We start from the raw sequence: 20,731 nt of genomic DNA on the forward strand, positions 1-20,731 counted from the left end.
CGTGCAGGTCACGCCCCTGCGACCCGGAACATGCGCAATGGCTTTGGGCTTGTGTCATGCGGCGTCGGGCGGCATTAAGGCGCGGATGGCAAAACAGCTTGGATATCACAAGATCCGCGAGATCTTTACGCGTTTTCACGACGCCGACCCTGAGCCCAAGGGCGAATTGGATCATGTCAACGTCTATACGCTGGTGGTGGCTGTCGCGCTGTCAGCGCAGGCGACTGATGCAGGGGTCAACAAAGCCACGCGTGAATTGTTCAAGATTGCTGACACGCCTCAGAAGATGCTGGATCTTGGCGAAAACGGTCTGATCGAACACATCAAGACCATCGGCCTGTTCCGCCAGAAGGCCAAGAACGTAATCAAGCTAAGCCGCATTCTGGTTGAGGAGTATGGTGGCGAGGTGCCCAATTCCCGCGCCGCGCTGCAATCGCTGCCGGGCGTCGGACGCAAGACGGCGAATGTCGTTCTGAACATGTGGTGGCGATATCCGGCGCAGGCGGTAGACACGCATATCTTTCGCGTCGGCAACCGCACCGGTATCTGTCCGGGCAAGAATGTGGACGCCGTCGAACGCGCCATCGAAGACAACATACCGACCGACTTTCAGCTGCATGCGCATCACTGGCTGATCCTGCATGGCCGCTATCACTGCAAGGCACGCAAACCGCAGTGCCCGACCTGTATCATCCGCGATCTCTGCGAATTTGAGGACAAAACCGAATGAAAACCTACCAACTGACCGGTATCGGAAACGCCGTTGTGGATGTGATTTCCCAGGCCGATGACAGTTTCCTTGAGCTGATGGGCATCGAAAAGGGCATCATGCAGCTGATCGAACAGGAGCGCGGCGAGGTGCTGTATGCCTCGATGGAAGGCCGGGTGCAGACTCCGGGTGGCTCGGTTGCCAATACCATCGCCGGGGCGGGTGCGCTGGGTCTGGATTCGGCGTTTATCGGGCGGGTGCATGATGATGCGCTGGGGCGGTTCTATGCGGATGCGATGAACGAGGATGGGGTCGATTTCGTGAACCCGCCGGTGCCGGGCGGTGAGCTGCCGACATCGCGTTCAATGATCTTTGTCTCGCCCGACGGCGAGCGGTCGATGAACACCTATCTGGGTATCTCGTCTGAGCTGTCGTCTGAGGACGTCTCGGAAGAGGTCGCGGGCAACAGCCAGATCATGTTCCTCGAAGGCTATTTGTTCGACAAGGAAAAAGGCAAGGCGGCGTTCCTGGAGGCGGCACGCAACTGCCACAAGGGTGGCGGCAAGGCGGGCATCGCCATTTCTGATCCGTTCTGCGTGGAACGGCACCGGGTCGATTTCCTGCTGCTGATCGAGAATGAACTGGATTTCGTAATCGGCAACGAGGCCGAAATCAAATCGCTATTCGAGACCGACGATCTTGAAGAGGCGCTGGCGAAAACGGCCGAGATTTGCCCTCTGGTCGTCTGCACCCGGTCTGGCGACGGGGTGACCGTTCTGAACGGCAACGCGCGCATCGATGTACCGGTTGAAAAGGTCGTACCGGTGGACGCGACCGGCGCGGGCGATCAATTCGCCGCCGGATTCCTGTTCGGCATGGCGACGGGCCGCGATTACGAGACCTGCGCAAAAATTGGCAACGTCTGCGCACGCGAAGTCATCAGCCATATCGGCCCCCGGCCCGAGGCGAATATGCAGGAATTGCTGCGGGCTGAGGGATTGCTCTGATCCCGCGAAACGCAACGTAACGCTGGCGCGTCACATTTCGGGATGGCTACCCTTTTTTTTGGATGTAAGGGGGGAGCCAATTCATGTTGGGCAGAGCACACAGGATCACCGCAGGAACATTGGCGTTGGGGCTTGTGGCCGGCGTTGGGTACTTGCTGATCTCTCCGCCCGACCTGTTGCGAGTCGGGACCAACTATTCGGCCAAGATCGTCTGTTCTAACGTGTTCATCGCCAGGCGGGATGCGCAGGAGGTACTGGCGGTTGATGTGCAGGCGCCCGGGCATCCGTTGCTGAAACACGTCTCGGTCTCGGTTGACCCCGAGGCGCAATCAGTATCTGCAAAGCTACTCGGGATCTTCGCCCCTGCGACCAGCCAATATCGCGAGGGGCTGGGATGTGCGAATACGCATGAGGCCCAACCGGTCAACGCCCAGCTAGACACTCTGCCCGCGCTGTCTGATGCACTTTGGCCGGAAGGCACCACAGTGGCCCCAGCGCAGAACTCCAAATTGGCAATGGTTCTGTCGGACCCGACCATTCTGGGAGAGGGCTTCCGCGCCGTTGTTGTGGTGCATGATGGCCGGATCATTGGTGAGGCTTATGCGGATGGATTCGACGAAAATACCCCTCTTCTGGGCTGGTCAATGACCAAAACCATAACCTCTGGATTGATTGGAACGCTGATAAAATCCGGTCAGATGAAGTTGACGGATACACTGGTCGATTCATTTCCCGATTGGGCAGAGGACAACCGGCAGCACATTACCGTCGAGGATATGTTGACCATGTCAAGCGGCCTGCGATGGAACGAAGGCTATGGTGACGTCTCGGACGTGACTCGGATGTTATATCTGAGCGACGACATGGCGGGGTTTGTCACTTCGCTTGAGGCCGAGGCTGAGCCAAATACTGAATTCAACTATTCGTCGGGCACATCCACCGTCTTGGCGCGGGTCTGGCAGGATCAGGTCAAAGATGACAGCTTGTCCTATCCGCAGCGCGCACTCCTGCTGCCACTGGGCATGACCTCGGCCATACTTGAAACTGATGTTTCTGACACCTTTGTCGGCTCAAGCTATATGTACGCCACAGCGCGGGATTGGGCACGATATGGGCAATTCCTGCTGCAGGGCGGCACATGGGACGGGCAGCAAATTCTGCCCGAAGGGTTCACTGACTGGATGTTCGAACCGGTTGCTGTCTCGGGCGGGGCATATGCCAAAGGTCACTTGTGGCGCGACGTGCCGGGTGGAGAACCCCCGTTCGAAGATGCGGTCTGGATGGCCGGACATGATGGGCAATCGGTCGGGATATTCCCTTCGCGTGATTTGGTGATCGTGCGATTGGGGCTTACACCGTCCGATACCGGTTATTCCCCGCTGCCGCTGGCCAAAGCGGTGATTACGGCGCTTGGTTCCTAACCCGAACTACCCGAGATGCGGCTGAAACGCAGAAAGCACCTGCTGGTAGACGTCCTTTTTGAACGGCACGATCTCATCGACCAGCCGCGTCGTGGTCTGCCATTTCCAGTGGGTGAACTCGGGGTGCTCGGTTGCGATATCGATCTGATCATCCCGGCCTAAGAACCGCATCAGGTACCACTTCTGCTCCTGTCCGCGATACCGGCCCTTCCAGATTTTCGGCACAATGTCATGCGGTAGGTCATAGGGCAGCCAGCCGTCGGTCTCGGCGATGATGTCGACCAGATCGCTGGTTACACCAGTTTCTTCCCAAAGCTCGCGCAGGGCCGCATCGCGCGGGTCTTCGCCCTTGTCCACGCCGCCCTGCGGCATCTGCCAGGCGTCCTTGTGACGATCATTGCGCTGACCGACAAAGATTTTCCCCTCGGCATTCATCAACATCAGTCCCACGCAGGGGCGATAGGGCAGTTTGGCGATTTCATCAGGGGTCATGCGCGGCCTCGTGATTAAGCTTTGCTGCGTCTCTAGCAAGCGCCGCAGTAAAGGCAAAGGGAATGACGTTAGGTTTCGCGTGACAAAGGTGACGCGAAGGTCAATCTGACGGTCAAAGTCGGGAGGGAGAGTTTGCTATGACTGCGTACCCAAACATGTTGGCCCCGCTGGATCTGGGTTTTACCACGTTGAAGAACCGCGTGCTGATGGGCTCGATGCATACCGGTCTGGAAGAGACTGGCGACTGGAACCGTGTCGCCGAGTTCTACGCGGATCGCGCGCGCGGTGGTGTTGCTTTGATGGTGACGGGTGGGATTGGCCCGAACCTTGAGGGCTCGGTGCTGCCCGGGGCCTCGATGATGACCAATGATGAAGAGGTGGCGAACCATTCCATCGTCACCCAGCGCGTGCATGAGGCAGGTGGCAAGATCGCCATGCAGATCCTGCACGCGGGGCGCTATGCCTATGGTCCGAAATGCGTGGCCCCCAGCCCAGTGAAATCCCCGATATCTCCGTTCCCACCAACCGAATTGGACGAGGAAGGGATCGAAAAGCAGATCGCAGATATCGTCAATGCCGCCCGGTTGGCCCAAAAGGCAGGCTATGACGGGGTCGAGATCATGGGGTCCGAGGGGTATTTCCTGAACCAGTTCCTCGTGACCCACACCAACAAGCGTGAGGATCGCTGGGGCGGGTCATACGAGAACCGGATGCGTCTGCCCATCGAAGTGGTGCGCCGCACGCGCGAAGCCGTGGGGACCGATTTCATCATCATCTATCGCCTGTCGATGATTGATCTGGTGCCCAATGGCTCGACCCATGACGAGGTTGTGGAATTGGCGCAAAAGATTGAGCAAGCCGGGGCAACGATCATCAACACCGGTATCGGCTGGCACGAGGCGCGGATTCCCACGATTGCCACCAGCGTACCCCGTGCGGCCTTTGCGTGGGTCACCAAGAAACTGATGGGCAAGGTTGGCATCCCGGTGATCACCTCGAACCGGATCAACACGCCTGAGGTTGCCGAAGCAGTTCTATCGACCGGTTGCGCCGATATGGTGTCTCTGGCGCGGCCAATGCTGGCCGACGCGGATTTCGTGAACAAGGCGATTGCGGATGAGGCCGCGAAGATCGCGCCGTGTATCGCATGCAATCAGGCCTGTCTGGATCATACCTTCAGCGGCAAGCTGACCTCATGCCTCGTTAATCCGCGCGCCTGTCATGAGACCGAGTTGGTGATCGGCAAGGCCGAGACGCGCAAAACCGTGGCCATTGTCGGCGCGGGACCAGCGGGTTTGTCCACCGCGATGACAGCTGCCCAGCGCGGCCATGACGTCACCCTGTTTGATCGCGCCGCCGAGATTGGCGGGCAGTTGAACATGGCCAAACAGGTGCCAGGGAAAGAAGAGTTCTGGGGGCTGGTCGACTGGTACCGCACCATGATGGATGATCTGGGTGTGACGGTCGAACTAAACCGCGAAGTCAGCGCGGATGATCTGACCGGTTATGATGAGGTGGTCATCGCCACCGGCGTCACTCCACGTGATCCGCAGATTCCCGGGCAGGAACGGGACAATGTGCTCAACTACATCGACGTGCTGCGGGACAGGGCCGAGGTCGGCAAGTCGGTCGCTGTGATCGGGGCGGGAGGCATCGGGTTCGACGTCTCCGAATTCTTGCTGGAAGACGGACACAGCCCAACCACGGACCTGCCATTGTGGATGAAGGAATGGGGCGTGACCGACCCTGCCGAACATCGCGCGGGTCTGGCCCCCGAGGGCCCGCAGCCCGAAGCACCAGCACGGCAGGTCACGCTGCTGCAGCGCAAGGCGCAGCGTCACGGCAAGGGATTGGGCAAGACAACCGGCTGGATTCACCGAGCCACTCTGAAGATGAAGGACGTCAATTTCGTCGGGGGCGTGAACTATGAACGCATTGATGAGGACGGCCTGCATGTCAGCTTTGGCGAAACCCGCGATGATCCAACCGTGATCGCAGCCGAGTCGATCGTCCTGTGTGCCGGGCAGGTCTCGGACCGGTCACTGGCGGATGCGTTGATCGAACGGGGAATCGCCTGCCATGTGATTGGTGGGGCCGATGTGGCCGCCGAGCTGGACGCCAAACGCGCGATCAATCAAGGCACACGTCTGGCGGCAACGTTCTGACGCTGCGATCCCATCGCATTTGAGAAAGCCGCCCCGAAAGAGGCGGCTTTTTTAGTTCCTCTTGACTCATGTGGTACTTAAGTACATATGTACCACATGAGTCAGAAAATAGAACGCACCCAAACAGGAATTCGAATCGAGAAGCGGCTTTTGAAGGTTCTCAAAGGGCTCGCTGAGTCGTTGGACATAACCCTTGGCGACCTGATCGAGGGCATCGCCCTGCACAGCTTTGAAAACAAACCGGCGTTTTCCGAAGAGACGTTGGAAAAGATCAAACAGCTCAAATCTGTCTACGACCTCGATTGGACCGCCGAGGACAGCCACCGTTTCAAGGAGGATGAGGAATGACCACACCGCGATACGCCGATGTCACCATCGCGTTTGAGGCACACGCAATCGACAACGCAACGTTCGGACACGCCGAACATGTGCAAGTCGCCTATGACCTGCTACGCAAATACGATTTCATCGATGCCGCAGCGATCTACGCCAAGGGAATTCGCGCGTTGGCCGCCAATGCAGGCGCCCCGGACAAGTTTAATCTGACGATCACATACGCATTCATGAGCCTGATCGCAGAGCGTATGTCAAAGACGCAAGCTGATGACTTTGAGAGCTTCACACAGGAAAATGCGGACCTGATGGCCAAGACGGTACTCAACCAATGGTATTCATCGGAACGTCTGAACACGCAGCTTGCCCGCGACATTTTTCTGCTGCCTGCTGCCGCTTAAACGTGTTTTGCGGTGAAGATGTACAGTTACTCCACGGTGATCGTAATCACCTCGGACACAATCGGTGTCGCATGGGGGACATGACCGGCATCTCCAAGCACCAGTTGCAACGTATGTGTCCCGGGGGCGAGGTCCAGCGTAACTTCGGTCTGACCGCCGCCGAAATGCATATGATTATCGTCGGCAGGCAGACCATAGGCCAGCTCATCCGCGCCGTCCTCGCCTTGCCCGATAGGCGGGCGGTCAATCAATAGATGGTGGTGGCCGGTGTTCTCTTTCTCGGTACCCGCAGGCGCGACGCCCATTCCACTGAGGCCGAACACAACTGTAACGGGAGATTGCACGGTGTCCCCATCAGACAGATTGACGAAATAGACCTTCGCATCAGGGTTCGATGGCGTTTCCCCTCCGGCCCATACCAGACTGGCGGTCAGACACAGGGTAATGGCAGCAAATAGGGCTTTCATAGTCTCCTCCGTGGTCACAAAAATGCCATTCTCATCATAGCACGATTGGAAAAAAGTCCAGAAAACGGGGTTTTGCGCCGAAAGGCTTGGGCCGCAGCAAATCGGCCTGGGCGTTTCCCAGTTGCAAACGATCCGATTCAAAACCCTGATATTATCCCATGTCTGCCCAGTTCTTGCCCAGATTGATCGCGATAAAGAGACAACGAACGGAAGACCTGGGGAACGAGAATGGATCGACTAACTGAAATGGAGGCCTTTTCCAACGTGGTGGACCAGGGTGGTTTCACCGACGCGGCCAAGAAAATGGGTATCTCCAAATCAGCCGTGTCCAAACACGTCTCGAGCCTCGAGGCGCGGTTGGGGGCAAGGCTTTTGAACCGGACCACGCGCCGCGTTTCGCCAACCGAGATCGGGTTGGCCTATTATGACCGTGCCCGCCGGGTGCTGAACGACGCAGGCGAAGCGGATGCGCTGGTGACCTCGATGCAATCTGCGCCATCTGGTCTGCTGCGGATCAGTGTGGCCACGGATTTCGGCGTCAATCACCTGTCGCCGGTCCTGTCTGATTTCCTGTCGGCCTATCCTGACATCACCGTCAACATGGTTCTGAACAACCGCTATGTCGAGTTGATCTCGGAAGGCTTTGATGTGGCCGTGCGCATTGGCGAGCTGGAAGACAGCACCCTGCGCGCCCGCAAGCTGACCGAAACGGTGAAACGCATGGTCGCCTCGCCGAAATATATCGAGCAGTTCGGACGCCCACAGAAGATCGACGATTTGAACGAACACAAACTGCTGCATTACTCCAGCCAATCCTCGGGCAGCGTGTGGAAGCTGACGGCGCCTTCGGGCGAGAAGCGTCAGGTCCGCACTGCTGGCTGGCTGAGCGTAAATGATGGGCAGTCGCTTCTGAACGCCGCGATCTCGGGGCTTGGGATCGCGCATCTGCCCAGCTATCTATATGCCGAAGCACTGAAATCGGGCGAGGTGGTAGACGCCATGCCATCGCTGCCGGATGAGGTTCAGGGCGTCTATGCAGTGTACCCGCCGGGCCGGTTTACCCAGCCCAAGGTGCGGGCATTCATTGATTTTCTTGTCGAGTCCTTTGCTGAAAAGGGTCCGATGGATTGGTAGAATTCTCCCTGTGGCACCTAAACGGCCCGTGCTGAATGGCACGGGTCTTTTTTTGTCTAGCGATGCATCAGTTAGTCTCTGGTGATACGGCCCGCTGATACAGGTGCCACGTGGTATGGCCCAGGATCGGCAGCGTGAAAATCAGCCCCAGAAACGCCGGAACCAGCGACAACAGCATGGTAACCGAGATGATCGCCGCCCAACTGAGCATTACCACCGGGCTTTCAGCGACCACGCGAATGGAAGTGAGCATGGCGGAAACAAAGTTGGTTTCCCGATCCAGAAGCATGGGCATGGCCACCACAGTCACCGAGAACAGGACCGCCGACAAAAAAGCGCCGATACAGGTGCCGACCGCCAGAAAGGTCCAGCCTTGCGGTGTGAAGAAGATGGTGTTCATGAACCCTTCGAAATCCGAGAAGGACGCCTTTTGCAGGATGATCGCCAGCCAAAGGCGGATTTGGTAGGTCCATACCCAGAAAATGAACAGGGTGACAAAGGCCATCCAACCCATCTCGCGCTTGCGTTGATGGGCCATGACGCTGAGGATTTCGGACCAACCGAAGCTTTCCCCTTTCTGCATCCTACGGGACATTTCATAAAGCCCGGCGGCCGCAAATGGGGCAACCAGCGGAAAGCCTACGGCGGCAGGAATGATCATCCAGATCTTGCCAAGCCCGACCAGGCACCAAACGAACAGGATGCCGAAAACCGCGTAGAACAGGCCGAAAAAGCCGCTCATGACCGGGTGTGCGAGGAAGTCGGAAAACCCGGCCTTCAGCGATGCGGTAATATCCTCGGCCGTCAGCCTGTTAACCTCGGGCATGGATTGCTGTGGGACCGTGTTATCCGGCGGAGTGGTATCTTCGGTTTTGGATGCCATGACGCATTCCTCCCAAAGCATGGTGACTGGTGGGACTGCCTGCCAACAGGCCTGATGGCAAGACAGACGCACCGATTAGCTGCAAGTGTGCATCAGGCCGCGCCATCAGGGCAAGAGGGACACAGGGCGTCCGCGGTGCTCGCGCCTGCTAGTTGACCAGCAACACCGCCTCGACCCGGCGATTGAGATCGCGGCCCTCGGGCGTAGCGTTAGAGGTAATGGGCGCAAGATAGCCTACGCCCTGCGCCTCGATCCGGTCGGCGGCAACACCGTGCGCTTCGATCAGGCGCGCACGCACGGCTTCCGCCCGTTTGGTGCTGACCGCAATATTGGCCTGCAATGCGCCCGTATCATCCGTGTGCCCTACCAGCGCCAAACGGGTCGAAGGATTGTCGGCCAGATAGCCCGCAAGCAGCGCAAGCGAGGCAAACGGCCCTTCGCCCAGCGCGACTTCGCCGGTGCGAAAGTGCAGGTCATCAAGGATGACATGTCCGGTACTGCTGAGATCGTTTAGCAACCCGGCAGGGCCCTCAACAGTTTCCTCGATCACAAGTGGCTGCGCAGGCTGCGTACCTTGCGGGGTCACCCGGATCATCTGCACATAGCCATCCGGCGGGTTGCGGCTGACCAGCAGGCTCAGCACTTCGTCACCGCGGGAGGCGGATAGAAAACGGTAATCGTGGATCGCCACATACATGTCAGGCGTCGGCACCACTTCGGTGCCAAAGCGGAAATCGAATCCGCCACAATTGCGTGCCTCGCATTCAAACGCGATCTCGAAACCTTGCGCCTGAAGCTGTTCCCGAAGCGGTGCAAGAATTTGCAGCGTCGTGCTGGACCCGGCCTGCAGACGCCATGTTAGCCGCTCGACACGCCCTTCGACAGTGCGGGATGGAACTGCGCCGTCGGCAAACACGCCGGTTGGCAGGTCGTAGCTGTCCAATGCACTGGTGCGATCCGAAATCTGCCGGGCGCTGGCGGGCAACGTCAGTTCCTGCGCCTGCACAGGCACGGCCAAAAGGAGGCTAAGGAACAGGAAACGGATCATCGGAACTGCGCGTGATACTCTGGGTTCGGGACCATGGCAGTGGCACTGGCCACGCGGTTGGTCATATTGAAGAAACCGGTGACATTGGCAATGTCCCAGATATCGCGATCCGAAAACCCGACATCACGTAAAAGCTGGCGATCGGGCTCTTCGATTGTGGTGCTGGCGGTGGTCATCTTGGCTGCGAAATCCAGCATTGCACGTTGGCGCGCGTCCAATTTGGCGACGCGGTAGTTCATGACCAGCATCTCACCCAGCTGCGGATCGCCCGAAAGCTGCCGCACCGCTGCGCCATGAGCCACGAGGCAGTAGAAGCATTTGTTGATCGAGGACACCACGACCGCAATCATCTCGCGTTCCAGCTTGGTCAGCCCGCTATCGGCCAGCATCAGATCATTATACATCGAAGTGAAGGCATTCAGCTTGTCGATATCGAAGGCATAGGCGCGCAGGACATTCGGCACCATTCCCAGTTTCTCGACACAGATATCAAAGTATTTCTGCGTCTCTGACGGTAGTGGGTCCACCATTGGCAGATCCAGGGCAGTGGGCATGTCCTGTTTGGTCAATTCGTCCTCCTCAGACGCGCTGGCGATAGTGGTATTCTCCGACGATCTTCATCCCAAGCGAGTGGTAGAGGCCATTGGCCCCCGCGTTCGCCTTGGTACAGATCACGCTAAGCGTCTGCGCGCCATTGTCCAGCGCCCAAAAGGCCGCGGCGCGCATGGCCCACTGGCCCAACCCCTTGCGGCGGTGATCCGGTAGGATTTCCAGCGCGTGAACCATCGCGATACCTTCATGGATCGCCACGAAGCCGGTTCCTGCGGGCTGATCGCTGTGGCGCAACAAAAGGCCGGTCTTTGGGCACGGTGCCCGGTACATGATCGCAATCCGTTCGGGGCCGATACCGCCCTGCGCCCAGATCTCACGCATGATGGCCAGCGGTTCCCAGATGTTGAAAACAGTCACGCGCGGGATCGGGATATCGGTCAACTGCTGCGCCGGGCAGGAATAGATATTAACCGGATCAAGGATGTCGTAGCCGCGTTGCGCAAGCATTGCATCCAGCGCCTCATCTCCGGGCCGCAGGCAGAAGATGCGTTTTTGACCCATCGCCTGCATGGCGCTTTCGGCCGCATCGATATCGGCGCTGGTGACGTCCCCGGTGCGATTGGCGGCAGAAACGCGTGAACCTCCGCCCTGCCCTTGCCGCAGTCGAAATGGGCCTTGCGTTTGATAGCCGGCGGCAGGCCATGTGCCATCGACAACGGCGGCCCAATCGGGATTCAAAGCTCGATCTCTTTCGCAAGGCGGGTCATGGCGGCATCGATCCGTCCACCCTCGGTGCCGCGCACGACGACGTTGGCTCCGAAGACGCCATTCGTCTGAAACGGATAACAGCCGATCGAAAGATCGCCGAAGTCTTTGGCCAGTGCGGCCAAAGTTGCTGCAATATCGCCTTCACCCCGATCCACACGCAGCGTCTGCGACAAAAGCGGGCTACCTCCGATGAGCGAAGGCAGAACACTCGCAACCATGGCCTGAAAAACCAAAGGCACCCCGGCCATGACATGGACGTTGTTGATGGTAAAGCCGGGCGCGGTCGAGACCGGGTTGTCGATCAATTCGGCCCCTTCCGGAATACGCGCCATGCGCTGGCGAGCGTCGTTCAGTTCCAGCCCGGATTTCTCGTAATGCGCCTCAAGCAATGCACGCGCGTCGTCGCGAACATCGATATGCACGCCAAAGGCACGGGCGATGCAATCGGCAGTGATATCATCATGGGTCGGGCCGATGCCGCCGCTGGTGAACACATGGTCATGGGCATCGGACAGTGCCTTGACCGCCGCCTCAATCGCGGGCGCGTCATCGCTGACAATGCGCACCTCTTTCAGGTCAATGCCGTGTTTGGTCAGCTCTCCGGCAAGATAGTGCATATTGGCATCGCGGGTGCGGCCCGAGAGGATCTCATCCCCGATCACCAACATTGCAGCGGTTGGATTGGCCATGACGCGCCCTCCCTCTTGATCGACCGTTAGGGCAGGTATAGGCCCTTGGCCATGCGATTTGAAACCCCCCTTGTCCCCGCTCGACTGATCCGCCGCTACAAACGCTTTCTGGCAGACTGCAGGCTGGAAGACGGGCGCGAGGTGACAGCCCATTGCGCCAATCCGGGCTCAATGATGGGGCTGGCAGAACCGGGTGAGAAAATCTGGCTGGAGCCCAACGACGATCCGAAGAAAAAGCTGAAATACGGCTGGCGGCTGGTCGATCATGAGAACGGGCATTTCACAGGGGTCGACACATCAGTCCCCAACAAGGCGCTTCGGTTGGCGCTCGAGGCGCGTGAAATCCCCGAGCTGGCCGCCTATGAAACCGTGCGCCCCGAGGTCAAATACGGTGAAAACAGCCGTATCGATTTCCTACTGACCGGGCCGGGCCTACCCGATGCTTATGTCGAGGTCAAAAGCGTCACCCTCTCACGCCAAGCGGGCCTCGCCGAGTTTCCCGACAGCGTCACCGCACGCGGCACCAAACATTTGGGCGAACTGGCAAAGATGGCCGTACAGGGCCATCGGGCGATCATGCTTTATCTGGTGCAAAGGACCGATTGCGATCGGTTTGCACTGGCCGATGATATTGACCCAGCCTATGCGGCGGCGTTTGAGGCAGCGATTGGGGTTGAACGCTTTGTCGTTGGAACTCGGATCACGCCCGAAGGCGTCTGGGTTGAGCCCGCTCGGCAATGGGGCGCGGGCTAGAAACTTCTTTGATAGACCCTATTTACTAGTTGAAAACCGAGCCCTCTGGTACTTTCTGCACAAGCAGCGTAAAAGAAGTGCTGCGTGAAATATTTGGAGTCCCGCATCGATGAAAGAACATCGTGGCCGTCTGACCAAAGACGGTATCCGCATCTATGAACAGAGTGACTTTGCCGGCATGCATGCGGCAGGGGCGCTGGCTGCGCGGATATTGGATGACATTGCTAAACATGTTTTTGTCGGCCAGACCACCGGTGCGATTGACGGGCTGATCACTCAGATGGTCGAGGATGCAGGTGCGGAATCGGCAACCATTGGCTACAAGGGTTATCAGCACGCCAGCTGCATCAGCGTGAACCACGTGGTGTGTCACGGCATTCCGGGTGACAAAAAGCTGAAGGATGGCGACATTCTGAATATCGACGTGACCGTCATCGTTGATGGCTGGTTCGGTGATACGTCGCGCATGTATGTGGCGGGTAAATTGCCGCGCAAGGCCGAACGGCTGATTCAGGTGACCCACGACGCACTGTTCAAAGGTATCGAGATGGTCAAGCCGGGCAATACCTTCGGCGATATCGGCCACGCCATTCAGGCCTATGTCGAGGCGCATCGGATGAGCGTTGTACGCGATTTCTGCGGCCACGGTCTGGGCCGGGTGTTCCACGCGCCACCAAATGTCCTGCACTATGGTCGTCCGGGTACCGGAGCTGTGTTGGAAGAGGGCATGTTCTTTACCATCGAGCCGATGGTCAATCTGGGGCGTCCTGAAACCAAGACACTGTCCGATGACTGGACTGCCGTGACCCGCGACAAATCGCTGTCGGCGCAGTTCGAGCATTCGGTCGGTGTGACCGCAGATGGGGTTGAGATTTTCACCTTGTCACCGGGCGGCAAATATCACCCGACCTATTCGTCCTGATCGGTCGCCTGATCGCGTAATAGCTTCAGCAGTAAGGTTTCATCCCGCCACGGGATGACCGCGTCGTGAATGAACACCGGCGCGCGCATCGGTTTGGGCGGAGGCCCAGTTGTGGTGTCGGCGTCTTTCGAAAAAGCCCAGAGCGGAGGTGTGATAGCGCGGTCCATGGACCAAGCATAACACGTTTATGGCTCAAAGTCCCAAAAGCTTGGGCGCATGTAACATGTCGGAGAACACTTCGGCCCCTAGTTCTTCCAATCGCGCACCATCATCATGGGCCGCGTAGCCCAGGCAGCGCATATTGGCGCGGATTGCTGCGGTGACACCGTTTTCGCTGTCTTCGATCACAACCGGCACCGTTGCGCTGAAATGCTGTGCAGCGGTCAGGAACAGGGTCGGGTCGGGCTTGCCCGTTCCAAGCACCTGCGCCGAAAACATCACATCTTGAAAACGCTCCCAAAGACCATTCTGGCCCAAAGTAATCTTCATTTTCTCAGGCCGCCCATTTGAGGCGACACAGTAGGGAATGTCGCTTGCATCCAGTTGCGCCAGCAATTCACGGATACCCGCGACCAGAGGCGTGCCTGCTTTCAGCGTCTCGTAGATTTCCGCATAGATTTGATCAGTCCAGTCATCCGGCAGATCAGCCCCCAGCTCGCGCGCCTTGTCGCGCACACCGGTCATGGTGCCGCCAACAAACAGGGACATGCATTCGGCTAAGGACAAGTGCAGGCCATGGCCAGCGAGATTGTCGACCATGACCTGATTGGACAAAACCTCGCTATCGACCAGAACGCCGTCGCAATCAAAGATAACCAGATCGTGCATCTCAGCCCCCTGTGCGCCACATTAGCGAGATATGCGTGTCGCCATATTTCCGCGTGTCGTGCAGCGTAAAGCCCTCGGGCGCGAGCATGGGGGTGCTTTCTTCCCAGACGATCAGAGCGTCATCAGACAACCAACCACCTTGGGTAGCCGCGGCCAGTGCCCTTTGACCCAGAGCTTTTCCGTAAGGCGGATCCAGAAAAACCAGATCGCAAACAGCGCCCGGGTTTTCGCCCAAATGGATCGCATCCCGCCGGATCAAAGTGGTCTGGCTGGCGCTGCCAGTTAGGGCGATATTCTTGCGGATCAGACCCTGCGCGACCCTCCCATCATCGACAAACGTGACGTGGGACGCGCCGCGAGACAGCGCTTCAAGTCCCAATGCACCGGTGCCCGCAAACAGGTCGAGAACCTGCAAGCCGTCGAAGTCGATCTGATGATTTAAAACGTTGAACAGGCTTTCCCTTACCCGGTCAGTGGTCGGGCGAAGATGCGCACCGGCATCGCCTTTGCCAACCGAAGTCAGAGCCCGGCCCCGGAAGTCTCCGGCGATGATCCTCACGCTTTGAGCAGCGGTTTCAGGTCCGCTTCTGGGTCGGCAACAACAGCCGGATCAGCGGTCTTGCCCGCATCAATCAGGCGTTTGCCAACCATATAGGCGCGCGGGTCATTCATCGCGTCGACCGCGATCAGCTGATCGCCCTTGTAGTACCAGAAGGACACCGTCGCGCCCTCACCCTTGCGAGTCACCACACGGTCATAGCCGGTATTCAGCCCGGCGATCTGCAGCTTGACGTCATACTGATCGGACCAGAACCATGGCGTTGCAGTGTAATCCTTAGCCGCGCCCAACATGTTCTGGGCCACGATCTCGGCCTGATCAATGGCGTTCGGCACGCTTTCCAGGCGGATACGGCCTTCGCCATGCGGGAACGACGCGCAATCGCCTGCCGCCCAGATCGACGGATCTGAAGTGCGGCCATGGGCGTCGGTCTTGATGCCGTTATCCAGCTCTAACCCGGCCATTTCAGCCAGTTGAGTCGACGGCGCGATGCCGACGCCGACGACAACAAAATCCACCTCAAGTTGGGTGCCATCGGTCAGGACGGCGCCCGTCACCTTGCCACTTTCACCAACCAGACGATCCAACCCGACGCCCTCACGAATGTCGGCCCCGTATTCGGTGTGCAGCGTGCGAAAGTAGTCGCTTGTCTCTTTGGCCGCGACACGCTGAAGGATGCGGTCGGCCATCTCGACCAAGGTCACCCTGACCCCGCGCTTGGCACAAACGGCGGCGGCTTCAAGCCCGATATAGCCGCCACCAACGATCAGCGCGCGGGCGCCATCCGATACCCGAGGTTCCATCTCGTCGATATGGGCGAGATCTCGCACCACATGGACACCCTCAAGATCGCCCCCGATCGCTGCGGGCAGGCGGCGTGGGTCGGACCCAGTGGTCAGCGCCAGTTCATCATAGGTGATCACCTCATCGCCGAGGGTCACCGTCTTGGCCTTTGGATCAATCGCCGTCACACGTTGACCCAACCGTAGGGTGATATTGTTTTCGGCATAGAAGCTCTCGGGCCGCAAGAACAGGCGCTCCAGTTCCATCTCGCCCAACAGGTAAGCCTTGGACAAGGGCGGGCGTTGGTAGGGCAAATGCGGCTCGGCTCCGATCAGGGTGATGTCACCTTCGAACCCGTCCTTGCGCAGCCGTGCTACCAAAGAAGCACCGGCCTGCCCTGCCCCGATCACGACAATATGGCTCATGTTTCGCTCACCCTGCAGAATTCACGTGGTTACTTTGTTTCGACCACCTATATTGCGGCAAAGCCCGACTCTGCAAATCCAAATGACAGGAGCGTAAAAATGATTGCAACAGGTGACATGCTGCCCGAGGCCACGCTGATCCAGATGGGTGCCGAAGGCCCCGAGGAGGTTCGGATTTCAGACAAGACCAAAGGGCGCAAGGTTGTGATCTTTGCTGTACCCGGTGCGTTCACCGGAACCTGCACAACCGCTCATGTACCAAGCTTCATGCGGACCAAGGACCAGTTCGATGCCAAGGGTGTAGAGGAAATCATCTGTATCTCGGTCAACGACCCTTTCGTGATGGGCGCCTGGGGAGAAAGCACCGGTGCAACAGCGGCCGGGCTGACCATGCTGGCCGATGCAGCGTCCGAGTTTACCAAGGCCATCGGCATGGATTTCGACGCCCCGCCCGTGGGCCTGATTGCACGCTCCAAACGCTATGCAATGCTGGTTGAAGACGGCAAGGTTGTGGCGATGAATCTGGAAGAAAACCCCGGTGTCTGTGAGGTCTCGGCTGGTGAAGGCCTGCTTGATAGTATCTGATCCCTGTCGGCCCCGGTTTGACCGGGGCCACGTGAAACGCATTTAACTTGATGCAACGCCCCGATGCGCCAATACTTGGCGCATACAACTCGGGAGTTCATTGATGCGACTGAAATTGCTTACATTGTTTCTTGGCACCGCCGGGGCCCTGGCGGCGTGCGGACCTGCACCCACACCCCAACAACAGGCTGCCCGACAGCACGAGATCGCCTGCCTGAGTGGTACCATAGGCGGCGCCCTGATCGGTGGAGTGATCGGCAATCAATTTGGCGGTGGTTCAGGCAAGACCATCCTGACGGCGGCGGGCGCCGCTGCGGGTGGCGTGTCTGGCGAACGTTACGCGTGCTGAGGAGATTTGAGATGAAACGAGTATTGATTATCACCACCGTATTCGTGATGGCTGCTGCTGCAAACGCAGAGACTGTCGCAGAACTGCACGAGGCCGAGTTGAATAACATCGACACCAACAATGACGGCTTCCTGTCCAAGGACGAATTCAACACCTTCTCGGACTATGCATTTCAGGCAATGGACGAAGACAAGAACGGCACTCTGGGCCTGAGCGAAGCAAAACCGTTCTTGGATATCAAACAGTTCGAAGCCGTTGACCGGGATGGCGACAGTCTTATCTCAAAGGCAGAGTATGTCAGCCAGATGCAGAACGATTTTGACGCTGCGGATAAGGATGGCAACGGTCTCTTAGATTAAACGCCAACTTGGTTGGCAGGAGCGTGTCATGAATAAATGGATCTGCCTCGGTAGCCTGGTGGCTTTGGCCGCATGTGACGTACAGCAATCCCCGGTGATCAGCGGCCCTGATGGTCAGGTGCAGATTCAGATCAATACCAGCGGTCTGACCTGTTATGAAAATCGGTGTCTCGACATCAATCCGGCGGCCCGCAGCGTGCGGTCCGTCGGCACCCGTACGATCAGAATTCCGGGCAATATCAATGTCAGCGACGGCACGATCACTCCGGCAGAATTCAAGCAGCTGGGAACGGCAACATTGCTGGCCGGTGGGACGGGTTCACGCGGAGACCGTTAGCAGGCTGTCCATCTTACGCGCCAGCTTGGCGTCTTGTGCAGACAGACCGCCAACATCATGGGTCGACAGGACCACCTCTACCGTGCGGTAGACATTCGACCATTCGGGGTGGTGGTTCCATTTCTCGGCCCAGATCGCCACCTGCGTCATCCAGCCAAAGGCGGCGACAAAATTATCGAAGATGAAGGTCTTGGTGATCGCGTCGCGGTCTTCGACCATGGTCCAGCCATTTCTGAACAGCGGGTCCAGCAGCGGGCCGCGGGTCTCGGTTGACAGAAGTTCGGTCATTGCTGTTCCTCCGGGTTCGATTTCCTGAACGGACCATAATCCGTCAGAATCTCGATCTCTTCTCCCACTGCGTGGGACTCGGCGTCCAGATATTTCTGAACCGCATCAGCAAAACCCGGATCGCCAACCCAATGCAAGCTATGCGTGCGGGTTGGCAGATAGCCGCGCGCCAGCTTGTGCTCGCCCTGCGCACCGGCCTCAACCCGCGCCAGACCTTCCGCAATGGCAAAGTCGATCGCCCTATAATAGCACAGTTCGAAATGCAGGCAGGGGTGATGTTCGACACAGCCCCAATACCGGCCATACAGCGTTTCCCGCCCGACAAAATTTAACGCACCGGCGACGGGGTATCCATTACGTTCGGCCAACACCAAGGCGATGTCATCCGTCATGGTTTCCTGAGCGATATCAAAGAATTGTCGCGTCAGGTAGGGTGAGCCCCATTTTCGTGCGCCGGTATCCTGATAGAACCGCCAGAACGCGTCCCAATGCTCGGGTCGCAGATCATCGCCGGTGATTGTTCGAATCTGCCCACCGAAATCACAGGCCTGCGTGCGTTCCTTCTTGATATTCTTGCGTTTGCGCGAGGACAGCGCAGCCAGAAACTCGTCAAAATCGGCGTAATCATCATTGAGCCAGTGAAACTGCTGCGAGTGGCGGACCATCAGGCCCATCTGCTCACCTGCCAGCGCTTCGGCCTCGGTGCAGAACGTAGCGTGCAGCGATGAAATTCGATTCTCGGCGGCCAGTTGCACCGCTCCTTGCACCAGCGCCGAGATCCCGACAGCATCGTAGCCGGGTCGCACCAAAAAACGCCTGCCAGTCGCGGGTGTGAAGGGCACCGCGATCTGCAGCTTGGGATAATATCGCCCGCCCGCGCTTTCATAGGCATGAGCCCAGCTATGGTCGAAGATGTATTCACCCTGGGAGTGCGACTTGGCAAACATCGGGGCTGCCGCAATTAGCATCCCGTCCAGATAGGCTGTCAGGTATTGCGGCTGCCAGCCAGTACCACGCCCGACCGAGCCGCTTTCTTCCAGGGCATGCAAAAACCGATGTGTCGTGAACGGATCAAGCGGTCGCCCGCCATCGGCAACCTCAGGGCAGGCGCAACTGTCCCAGTCGCTCGCGGAAATCTGCGAGATCAATGTCAGAACCCGAACCTCAATCTGTGCCTGATCCATATCCCCTCCGCGCTGCACCTTTATCTGTGATCGCGCGCGCCGGGATCAAGCGGGATGTTCGGCCAGATAGCCTTCGAACGTAACATTATCGGCAACCTTGCGTGCCTCTGCTTCTTGTTCAAGCGAGCGCACGGTCCAGCACAGGATCGGCACACCCTGTGCCTTCAACTCAGCGACCCGGGGGCGGTCAAGATCGATGACTTCATGGCTGATAAAGCTGGCTCCAACGCGGTCGAAATCCGGGATGTTGCGCAGATGATCGCAGACGGCTTGCGGCAGAAGCTCGACTTTGGGCTCGTAAGAACTGGTAACGAGACCGCGCGGCAAATGTGGCGCAAGGCGTGCAATCTCTGCGACTGAATGCGGGTTGAACGACATCAGCGCGACCGGGCCTTCATAGTCTTTCAGTGCGCTTACAACATCTGCTTCCAAAGCACCGATATCGGGGCCCATTGCACCATCTTGATCCTTCAACTCGATGAGCAAGGGCACTCGGCCCGCAACAAGGGCCAGCACCTCTTCCAGCGAGGGGATAACTTCACCGTCAGAATGCAGAAGCGACTGGGCCCGCGCTTGTGTCTCGGTGATCTGTTGGATCGGTCCGGGCTGCCCGGTCAGACGTGTCATGTCATAGTCGTGAAACACCATGGCCCGATTGTCACGGGTGCGTTGCAGATCAATCTCGACCCCATAACCGGCGTCAATTGCGGCACGAATGGCGGCCCGGCTATTCTCGGGCCGCTGATCAGAAATGTCATGCAGCGCGCGATGTGCTATCGGGCGCTGCAGGAACTCAGACGGAAGGGACGGTTTCATTGAACCTCGAAAATACCCTCGATTTCAACGGCAACACCCAAAGGCAATGAGGCTGCGCTGACGGCCGAGCGCGAATGACGACCGGCGTCGCCCAGCGCTTCGACCAGGAAGTCGGAGGCCCCGTTGATCACCTTCGGCTGTTCTGTGAAATCAGCGGTCGAGTTTACAAAACCGGTTAGCTTGATCACGCGCACCAGCTTGTCGATATCGCCACCACAGGCCGCCTTGACCTGAGCCAGTAGGTTGATGGCGCAAACCTTCGCCGCTGCGGCGCCTGCCTCAACATCCATATCATCACCGAGCTTACCAGTGATCAGATCATCCGCCTTGGAGATCTGGCCCGACACGTAGACAATGTTGCCGATGCGCACGAAAGGAACGTAGTTCGCTGCCGGAGCAGGTGCGTCCGACAGGCTGATACCCAGGCTGTCCAGTTTTGCTGCGATGCTCATGTGGATTATCCTCATCTCATAG

Annotated in this window: 28 protein-coding genes; 13 read left to right on the top strand and 15 right to left on the bottom strand. The window is 58.3% G+C overall.

Annotated features, from left to right (window positions below; translation table 11 throughout):
• Positions 1-85 precede the first annotated feature (85 nt).
• The 3 genes from nth to ACR0AH_RS09085 all read left to right on the top strand — a co-directional run bounded on the left by nth (position 86) and on the right by ACR0AH_RS09085 (position 3,137).
• Positions 86-730 carry an endonuclease III gene (gene nth, locus ACR0AH_RS09075; RefSeq protein ID WP_480591669.1) on the top strand — a complete coding sequence of 215 codons (645 nt, stop codon included), beginning with the start codon at positions 86-88 and terminating at the stop codon, positions 728-730.
• Positions 727-1,716 carry an adenosine kinase gene (locus ACR0AH_RS09080; RefSeq protein WP_480591518.1) on the top strand — a complete coding sequence of 330 codons (990 nt, stop codon included), beginning with the start codon at positions 727-729 and terminating at the stop codon, positions 1,714-1,716. Before nth ends, ACR0AH_RS09080 begins: the two co-directional genes overlap by 4 nt.
• A gap of 83 nt (positions 1,717-1,799) precedes the next feature.
• A complete protein-coding gene (locus ACR0AH_RS09085; RefSeq protein WP_480591521.1) occupies positions 1,800-3,137 on the top strand; it encodes a serine hydrolase domain-containing protein in 1,338 nt (445 codons plus the stop codon).
• Between the two features lie 6 nt (positions 3,138-3,143).
• Here the strand turns inward: ACR0AH_RS09085 and ACR0AH_RS09090 are convergent, their stop codons facing one another.
• Entirely contained in the window at positions 3,144-3,629 is a 486-nt protein-coding gene (locus ACR0AH_RS09090; RefSeq protein WP_170598361.1) for an RNA pyrophosphohydrolase, read from the bottom strand.
• 137 nt (positions 3,630-3,766) lie between these two features.
• Here ACR0AH_RS09090 and ACR0AH_RS09095 point away from each other — a divergent pair, with 137 nt between their 5' ends.
• The 3 genes from ACR0AH_RS09095 to ACR0AH_RS09105 all read left to right on the top strand — a co-directional run bounded on the left by ACR0AH_RS09095 (position 3,767) and on the right by ACR0AH_RS09105 (position 6,528).
• A complete protein-coding gene (locus tag ACR0AH_RS09095) occupies positions 3,767-5,794 on the top strand; it encodes an FAD-dependent oxidoreductase (protein ID WP_480591524.1) in 2,028 nt (675 codons plus the stop codon).
• 96 nt (positions 5,795-5,890) lie between these two features.
• A complete protein-coding gene (locus tag ACR0AH_RS09100) occupies positions 5,891-6,142 on the top strand; it encodes a hypothetical protein (protein ID WP_480591526.1) in 252 nt (83 codons plus the stop codon).
• Positions 6,139-6,528 carry a hypothetical protein gene (locus ACR0AH_RS09105; RefSeq protein WP_480591529.1) on the top strand — a complete coding sequence of 130 codons (390 nt, stop codon included), beginning with the start codon at positions 6,139-6,141 and terminating at the stop codon, positions 6,526-6,528. Before ACR0AH_RS09100 ends, ACR0AH_RS09105 begins: the two co-directional genes overlap by 4 nt.
• 26 nt (positions 6,529-6,554) lie before the next feature.
• Here the strand turns inward: ACR0AH_RS09105 and ACR0AH_RS09110 are convergent, their stop codons facing one another.
• Complete coding sequence (locus ACR0AH_RS09110; RefSeq protein ID WP_170693513.1) at positions 6,555-6,995, bottom strand: DUF4399 domain-containing protein; 441 nt, start codon at positions 6,993-6,995, stop codon at positions 6,555-6,557.
• Positions 6,996-7,223: 228 nt separating this feature from the next.
• On the opposite strand from ACR0AH_RS09110, the gene ACR0AH_RS09115 reads away from it, so the two are divergent.
• Complete coding sequence (locus ACR0AH_RS09115) at positions 7,224-8,129, top strand: LysR family transcriptional regulator (protein ID WP_480591531.1); 906 nt, start codon at positions 7,224-7,226, stop codon at positions 8,127-8,129.
• A gap of 67 nt (positions 8,130-8,196) precedes the next feature.
• Here the strand turns inward: ACR0AH_RS09115 and ACR0AH_RS09120 are convergent, their stop codons facing one another.
• The 5 genes from ACR0AH_RS09120 to ACR0AH_RS09140 all read right to left on the bottom strand — a co-directional run bounded on the left by ACR0AH_RS09120 (position 8,197) and on the right by ACR0AH_RS09140 (position 12,069).
• Positions 8,197-9,012, bottom strand: a complete 816-nt coding sequence (locus tag ACR0AH_RS09120; RefSeq protein ID WP_170514036.1) for a DUF2189 domain-containing protein — start codon at positions 9,010-9,012, stop codon at positions 8,197-8,199.
• A gap of 148 nt (positions 9,013-9,160) precedes the next feature.
• Entirely contained in the window at positions 9,161-10,060 is a 900-nt protein-coding gene (locus tag ACR0AH_RS09125; protein ID WP_480591534.1) for an OmpA family protein, read from the bottom strand.
• Complete coding sequence (locus tag ACR0AH_RS09130) at positions 10,057-10,629, bottom strand: peroxidase-related enzyme (RefSeq protein ID WP_170394773.1); 573 nt, start codon at positions 10,627-10,629, stop codon at positions 10,057-10,059. The genes ACR0AH_RS09125 and ACR0AH_RS09130 overlap by 4 nt, the downstream gene beginning before the upstream one ends.
• A gap of 10 nt (positions 10,630-10,639) precedes the next feature.
• Complete coding sequence (locus ACR0AH_RS09135) at positions 10,640-11,350, bottom strand: GNAT family N-acetyltransferase (RefSeq protein ID WP_480591537.1); 711 nt, start codon at positions 11,348-11,350, stop codon at positions 10,640-10,642.
• Entirely contained in the window at positions 11,347-12,069 is a 723-nt protein-coding gene (locus ACR0AH_RS09140; RefSeq protein WP_480591539.1) for a competence/damage-inducible protein A, read from the bottom strand. Before ACR0AH_RS09140 ends, ACR0AH_RS09135 begins: the two co-directional genes overlap by 4 nt.
• A gap of 51 nt (positions 12,070-12,120) precedes the next feature.
• Here ACR0AH_RS09140 and sfsA point away from each other — a divergent pair, with 51 nt between their 5' ends.
• Both sfsA and map read left to right on the top strand, forming a co-directional pair.
• Positions 12,121-12,822, top strand: a complete 702-nt coding sequence (gene sfsA / locus ACR0AH_RS09145; protein WP_170426107.1) for a DNA/RNA nuclease SfsA — start codon at positions 12,121-12,123, stop codon at positions 12,820-12,822.
• A 109-nt stretch (positions 12,823-12,931) separates the two neighbouring features.
• Positions 12,932-13,744: a type I methionyl aminopeptidase gene (gene map, locus ACR0AH_RS09150; protein ID WP_170515096.1), complete on the top strand. Its 813-nt coding sequence runs from the start codon at positions 12,932-12,934 to the stop codon at positions 13,742-13,744.
• On the opposite strand, the gene ACR0AH_RS09155 is transcribed toward map, so the two are convergent.
• Genes ACR0AH_RS09155 through ACR0AH_RS09170 form a run of 4 tightly spaced genes read right to left on the bottom strand, consistent with a single transcriptional unit; the run spans position 13,732 to position 16,339 of the window.
• The gene (locus ACR0AH_RS09155; RefSeq protein WP_170394788.1) at positions 13,732-13,911 is read right to left on the bottom strand and encodes a hypothetical protein; all 180 of its coding nucleotides are present in this window, start codon (positions 13,909-13,911) and stop codon (positions 13,732-13,734) included. The genes map and ACR0AH_RS09155 overlap by 13 nt on opposite strands.
• A gap of 25 nt (positions 13,912-13,936) precedes the next feature.
• Complete coding sequence (locus ACR0AH_RS09160) at positions 13,937-14,572, bottom strand: HAD family hydrolase (protein ID WP_170515099.1); 636 nt, start codon at positions 14,570-14,572, stop codon at positions 13,937-13,939.
• A 1-nt stretch (position 14,573) separates the two neighbouring features.
• Positions 14,574-15,131 carry a 16S rRNA (guanine(966)-N(2))-methyltransferase RsmD gene (rsmD, locus tag ACR0AH_RS09165; RefSeq protein WP_480591543.1) on the bottom strand — a complete coding sequence of 186 codons (558 nt, stop codon included), beginning with the start codon at positions 15,129-15,131 and terminating at the stop codon, positions 14,574-14,576.
• Positions 15,128-16,339, bottom strand: coding sequence for an FAD-dependent oxidoreductase (locus ACR0AH_RS09170; protein ID WP_170566912.1), 1,212 nt, complete (start codon positions 16,337-16,339; stop codon positions 15,128-15,130). Before ACR0AH_RS09170 ends, rsmD begins: the two co-directional genes overlap by 4 nt.
• Positions 16,340-16,438: 99 nt before the next feature.
• On the opposite strand from ACR0AH_RS09170, the gene ACR0AH_RS09175 reads away from it, so the two are divergent.
• From ACR0AH_RS09175 to ACR0AH_RS09190, 4 genes are all read left to right on the top strand, one after another.
• Positions 16,439-16,924, top strand: a complete 486-nt coding sequence (locus ACR0AH_RS09175; RefSeq protein WP_170408529.1) for a peroxiredoxin family protein — start codon at positions 16,439-16,441, stop codon at positions 16,922-16,924.
• A gap of 103 nt (positions 16,925-17,027) precedes the next feature.
• A complete protein-coding gene (locus ACR0AH_RS09180) occupies positions 17,028-17,273 on the top strand; it encodes a glycine zipper 2TM domain-containing protein (RefSeq protein WP_170394802.1) in 246 nt (81 codons plus the stop codon).
• 11 nt (positions 17,274-17,284) lie between these two features.
• Complete coding sequence (locus tag ACR0AH_RS09185; RefSeq protein ID WP_480591547.1) at positions 17,285-17,632, top strand: EF-hand domain-containing protein; 348 nt, start codon at positions 17,285-17,287, stop codon at positions 17,630-17,632.
• A 28-nt stretch (positions 17,633-17,660) separates the two neighbouring features.
• Positions 17,661-17,969, top strand: coding sequence for a hypothetical protein (locus ACR0AH_RS09190; RefSeq protein ID WP_170408530.1), 309 nt, complete (start codon positions 17,661-17,663; stop codon positions 17,967-17,969).
• Here ACR0AH_RS09190 and ACR0AH_RS09195 read toward each other — a convergent pair.
• Genes ACR0AH_RS09195 through ACR0AH_RS09210 form a run of 4 tightly spaced genes read right to left on the bottom strand, consistent with a single transcriptional unit; the run spans position 17,952 to position 20,709 of the window.
• A complete protein-coding gene (locus tag ACR0AH_RS09195; protein ID WP_170394812.1) occupies positions 17,952-18,257 on the bottom strand; it encodes a 4a-hydroxytetrahydrobiopterin dehydratase in 306 nt (101 codons plus the stop codon). The genes ACR0AH_RS09190 and ACR0AH_RS09195 overlap by 18 nt on opposite strands.
• A complete protein-coding gene (locus ACR0AH_RS09200) occupies positions 18,254-19,441 on the bottom strand; it encodes a GNAT family N-acetyltransferase (RefSeq protein ID WP_480591550.1) in 1,188 nt (395 codons plus the stop codon). Before ACR0AH_RS09200 ends, ACR0AH_RS09195 begins: the two co-directional genes overlap by 4 nt.
• Positions 19,442-19,486: 45 nt before the next feature.
• Positions 19,487-20,257 carry a glycerophosphodiester phosphodiesterase family protein gene (locus ACR0AH_RS09205; protein WP_480591553.1) on the bottom strand — a complete coding sequence of 257 codons (771 nt, stop codon included), beginning with the start codon at positions 20,255-20,257 and terminating at the stop codon, positions 19,487-19,489.
• Positions 20,254-20,709: a RidA family protein gene (locus tag ACR0AH_RS09210; protein WP_170514071.1), complete on the bottom strand. Its 456-nt coding sequence runs from the start codon at positions 20,707-20,709 to the stop codon at positions 20,254-20,256. Before ACR0AH_RS09210 ends, ACR0AH_RS09205 begins: the two co-directional genes overlap by 4 nt.
• Positions 20,710-20,731 lie beyond the last annotated feature (22 nt).

Source organism: Ruegeria sp. AM5, assembly GCF_056540645.1.

Coding starts and splice junctions, on each gene's coding strand:
- nth (WP_480591669.1), top strand. CDS start 86: ATGGCAAAACAGCTTGGATATCACAAGATCCGCGAGATCTTTACGCGT.
- ACR0AH_RS09080 (WP_480591518.1), top strand. CDS start 727: ATGAAAACCTACCAACTGACCGGTATCGGAAACGCCGTTGTGGATGTG.
- ACR0AH_RS09085 (WP_480591521.1), top strand. CDS start 1,800: ATGTTGGGCAGAGCACACAGGATCACCGCAGGAACATTGGCGTTGGGG.
- ACR0AH_RS09090 (WP_170598361.1), bottom strand. CDS start 3,629: ATGACCCCTGATGAAATCGCCAAACTGCCCTATCGCCCCTGCGTGGGA.
- ACR0AH_RS09095 (WP_480591524.1), top strand. CDS start 3,767: ATGACTGCGTACCCAAACATGTTGGCCCCGCTGGATCTGGGTTTTACC.
- ACR0AH_RS09100 (WP_480591526.1), top strand. CDS start 5,891: ATGAGTCAGAAAATAGAACGCACCCAAACAGGAATTCGAATCGAGAAG.
- ACR0AH_RS09105 (WP_480591529.1), top strand. CDS start 6,139: ATGACCACACCGCGATACGCCGATGTCACCATCGCGTTTGAGGCACAC.
- ACR0AH_RS09110 (WP_170693513.1), bottom strand. CDS start 6,995: ATGAAAGCCCTATTTGCTGCCATTACCCTGTGTCTGACCGCCAGTCTG.
- ACR0AH_RS09115 (WP_480591531.1), top strand. CDS start 7,224: ATGGATCGACTAACTGAAATGGAGGCCTTTTCCAACGTGGTGGACCAG.
- ACR0AH_RS09120 (WP_170514036.1), bottom strand. CDS start 9,012: ATGGCATCCAAAACCGAAGATACCACTCCGCCGGATAACACGGTCCCA.
- ACR0AH_RS09125 (WP_480591534.1), bottom strand. CDS start 10,060: ATGATCCGTTTCCTGTTCCTTAGCCTCCTTTTGGCCGTGCCTGTGCAG.
- ACR0AH_RS09140 (WP_480591539.1), bottom strand. CDS start 12,069: ATGGCCAATCCAACCGCTGCAATGTTGGTGATCGGGGATGAGATCCTC.
- sfsA (WP_170426107.1), top strand. CDS start 12,121: ATGCGATTTGAAACCCCCCTTGTCCCCGCTCGACTGATCCGCCGCTAC.
- map (WP_170515096.1), top strand. CDS start 12,932: ATGAAAGAACATCGTGGCCGTCTGACCAAAGACGGTATCCGCATCTAT.
- ACR0AH_RS09155 (WP_170394788.1), bottom strand. CDS start 13,911: ATGGACCGCGCTATCACACCTCCGCTCTGGGCTTTTTCGAAAGACGCC.
- ACR0AH_RS09160 (WP_170515099.1), bottom strand. CDS start 14,572: ATGCACGATCTGGTTATCTTTGATTGCGACGGCGTTCTGGTCGATAGC.
- ACR0AH_RS09170 (WP_170566912.1), bottom strand. CDS start 16,339: ATGAGCCATATTGTCGTGATCGGGGCAGGGCAGGCCGGTGCTTCTTTG.
- ACR0AH_RS09175 (WP_170408529.1), top strand. CDS start 16,439: ATGATTGCAACAGGTGACATGCTGCCCGAGGCCACGCTGATCCAGATG.
- ACR0AH_RS09180 (WP_170394802.1), top strand. CDS start 17,028: ATGCGACTGAAATTGCTTACATTGTTTCTTGGCACCGCCGGGGCCCTG.
- ACR0AH_RS09185 (WP_480591547.1), top strand. CDS start 17,285: ATGAAACGAGTATTGATTATCACCACCGTATTCGTGATGGCTGCTGCT.
- ACR0AH_RS09190 (WP_170408530.1), top strand. CDS start 17,661: ATGAATAAATGGATCTGCCTCGGTAGCCTGGTGGCTTTGGCCGCATGT.
- ACR0AH_RS09195 (WP_170394812.1), bottom strand. CDS start 18,257: ATGACCGAACTTCTGTCAACCGAGACCCGCGGCCCGCTGCTGGACCCG.
- ACR0AH_RS09200 (WP_480591550.1), bottom strand. CDS start 19,441: ATGGATCAGGCACAGATTGAGGTTCGGGTTCTGACATTGATCTCGCAG.
- ACR0AH_RS09205 (WP_480591553.1), bottom strand. CDS start 20,257: ATGAAACCGTCCCTTCCGTCTGAGTTCCTGCAGCGCCCGATAGCACAT.
- ACR0AH_RS09210 (WP_170514071.1), bottom strand. CDS start 20,709: ATGAGCATCGCAGCAAAACTGGACAGCCTGGGTATCAGCCTGTCGGAC.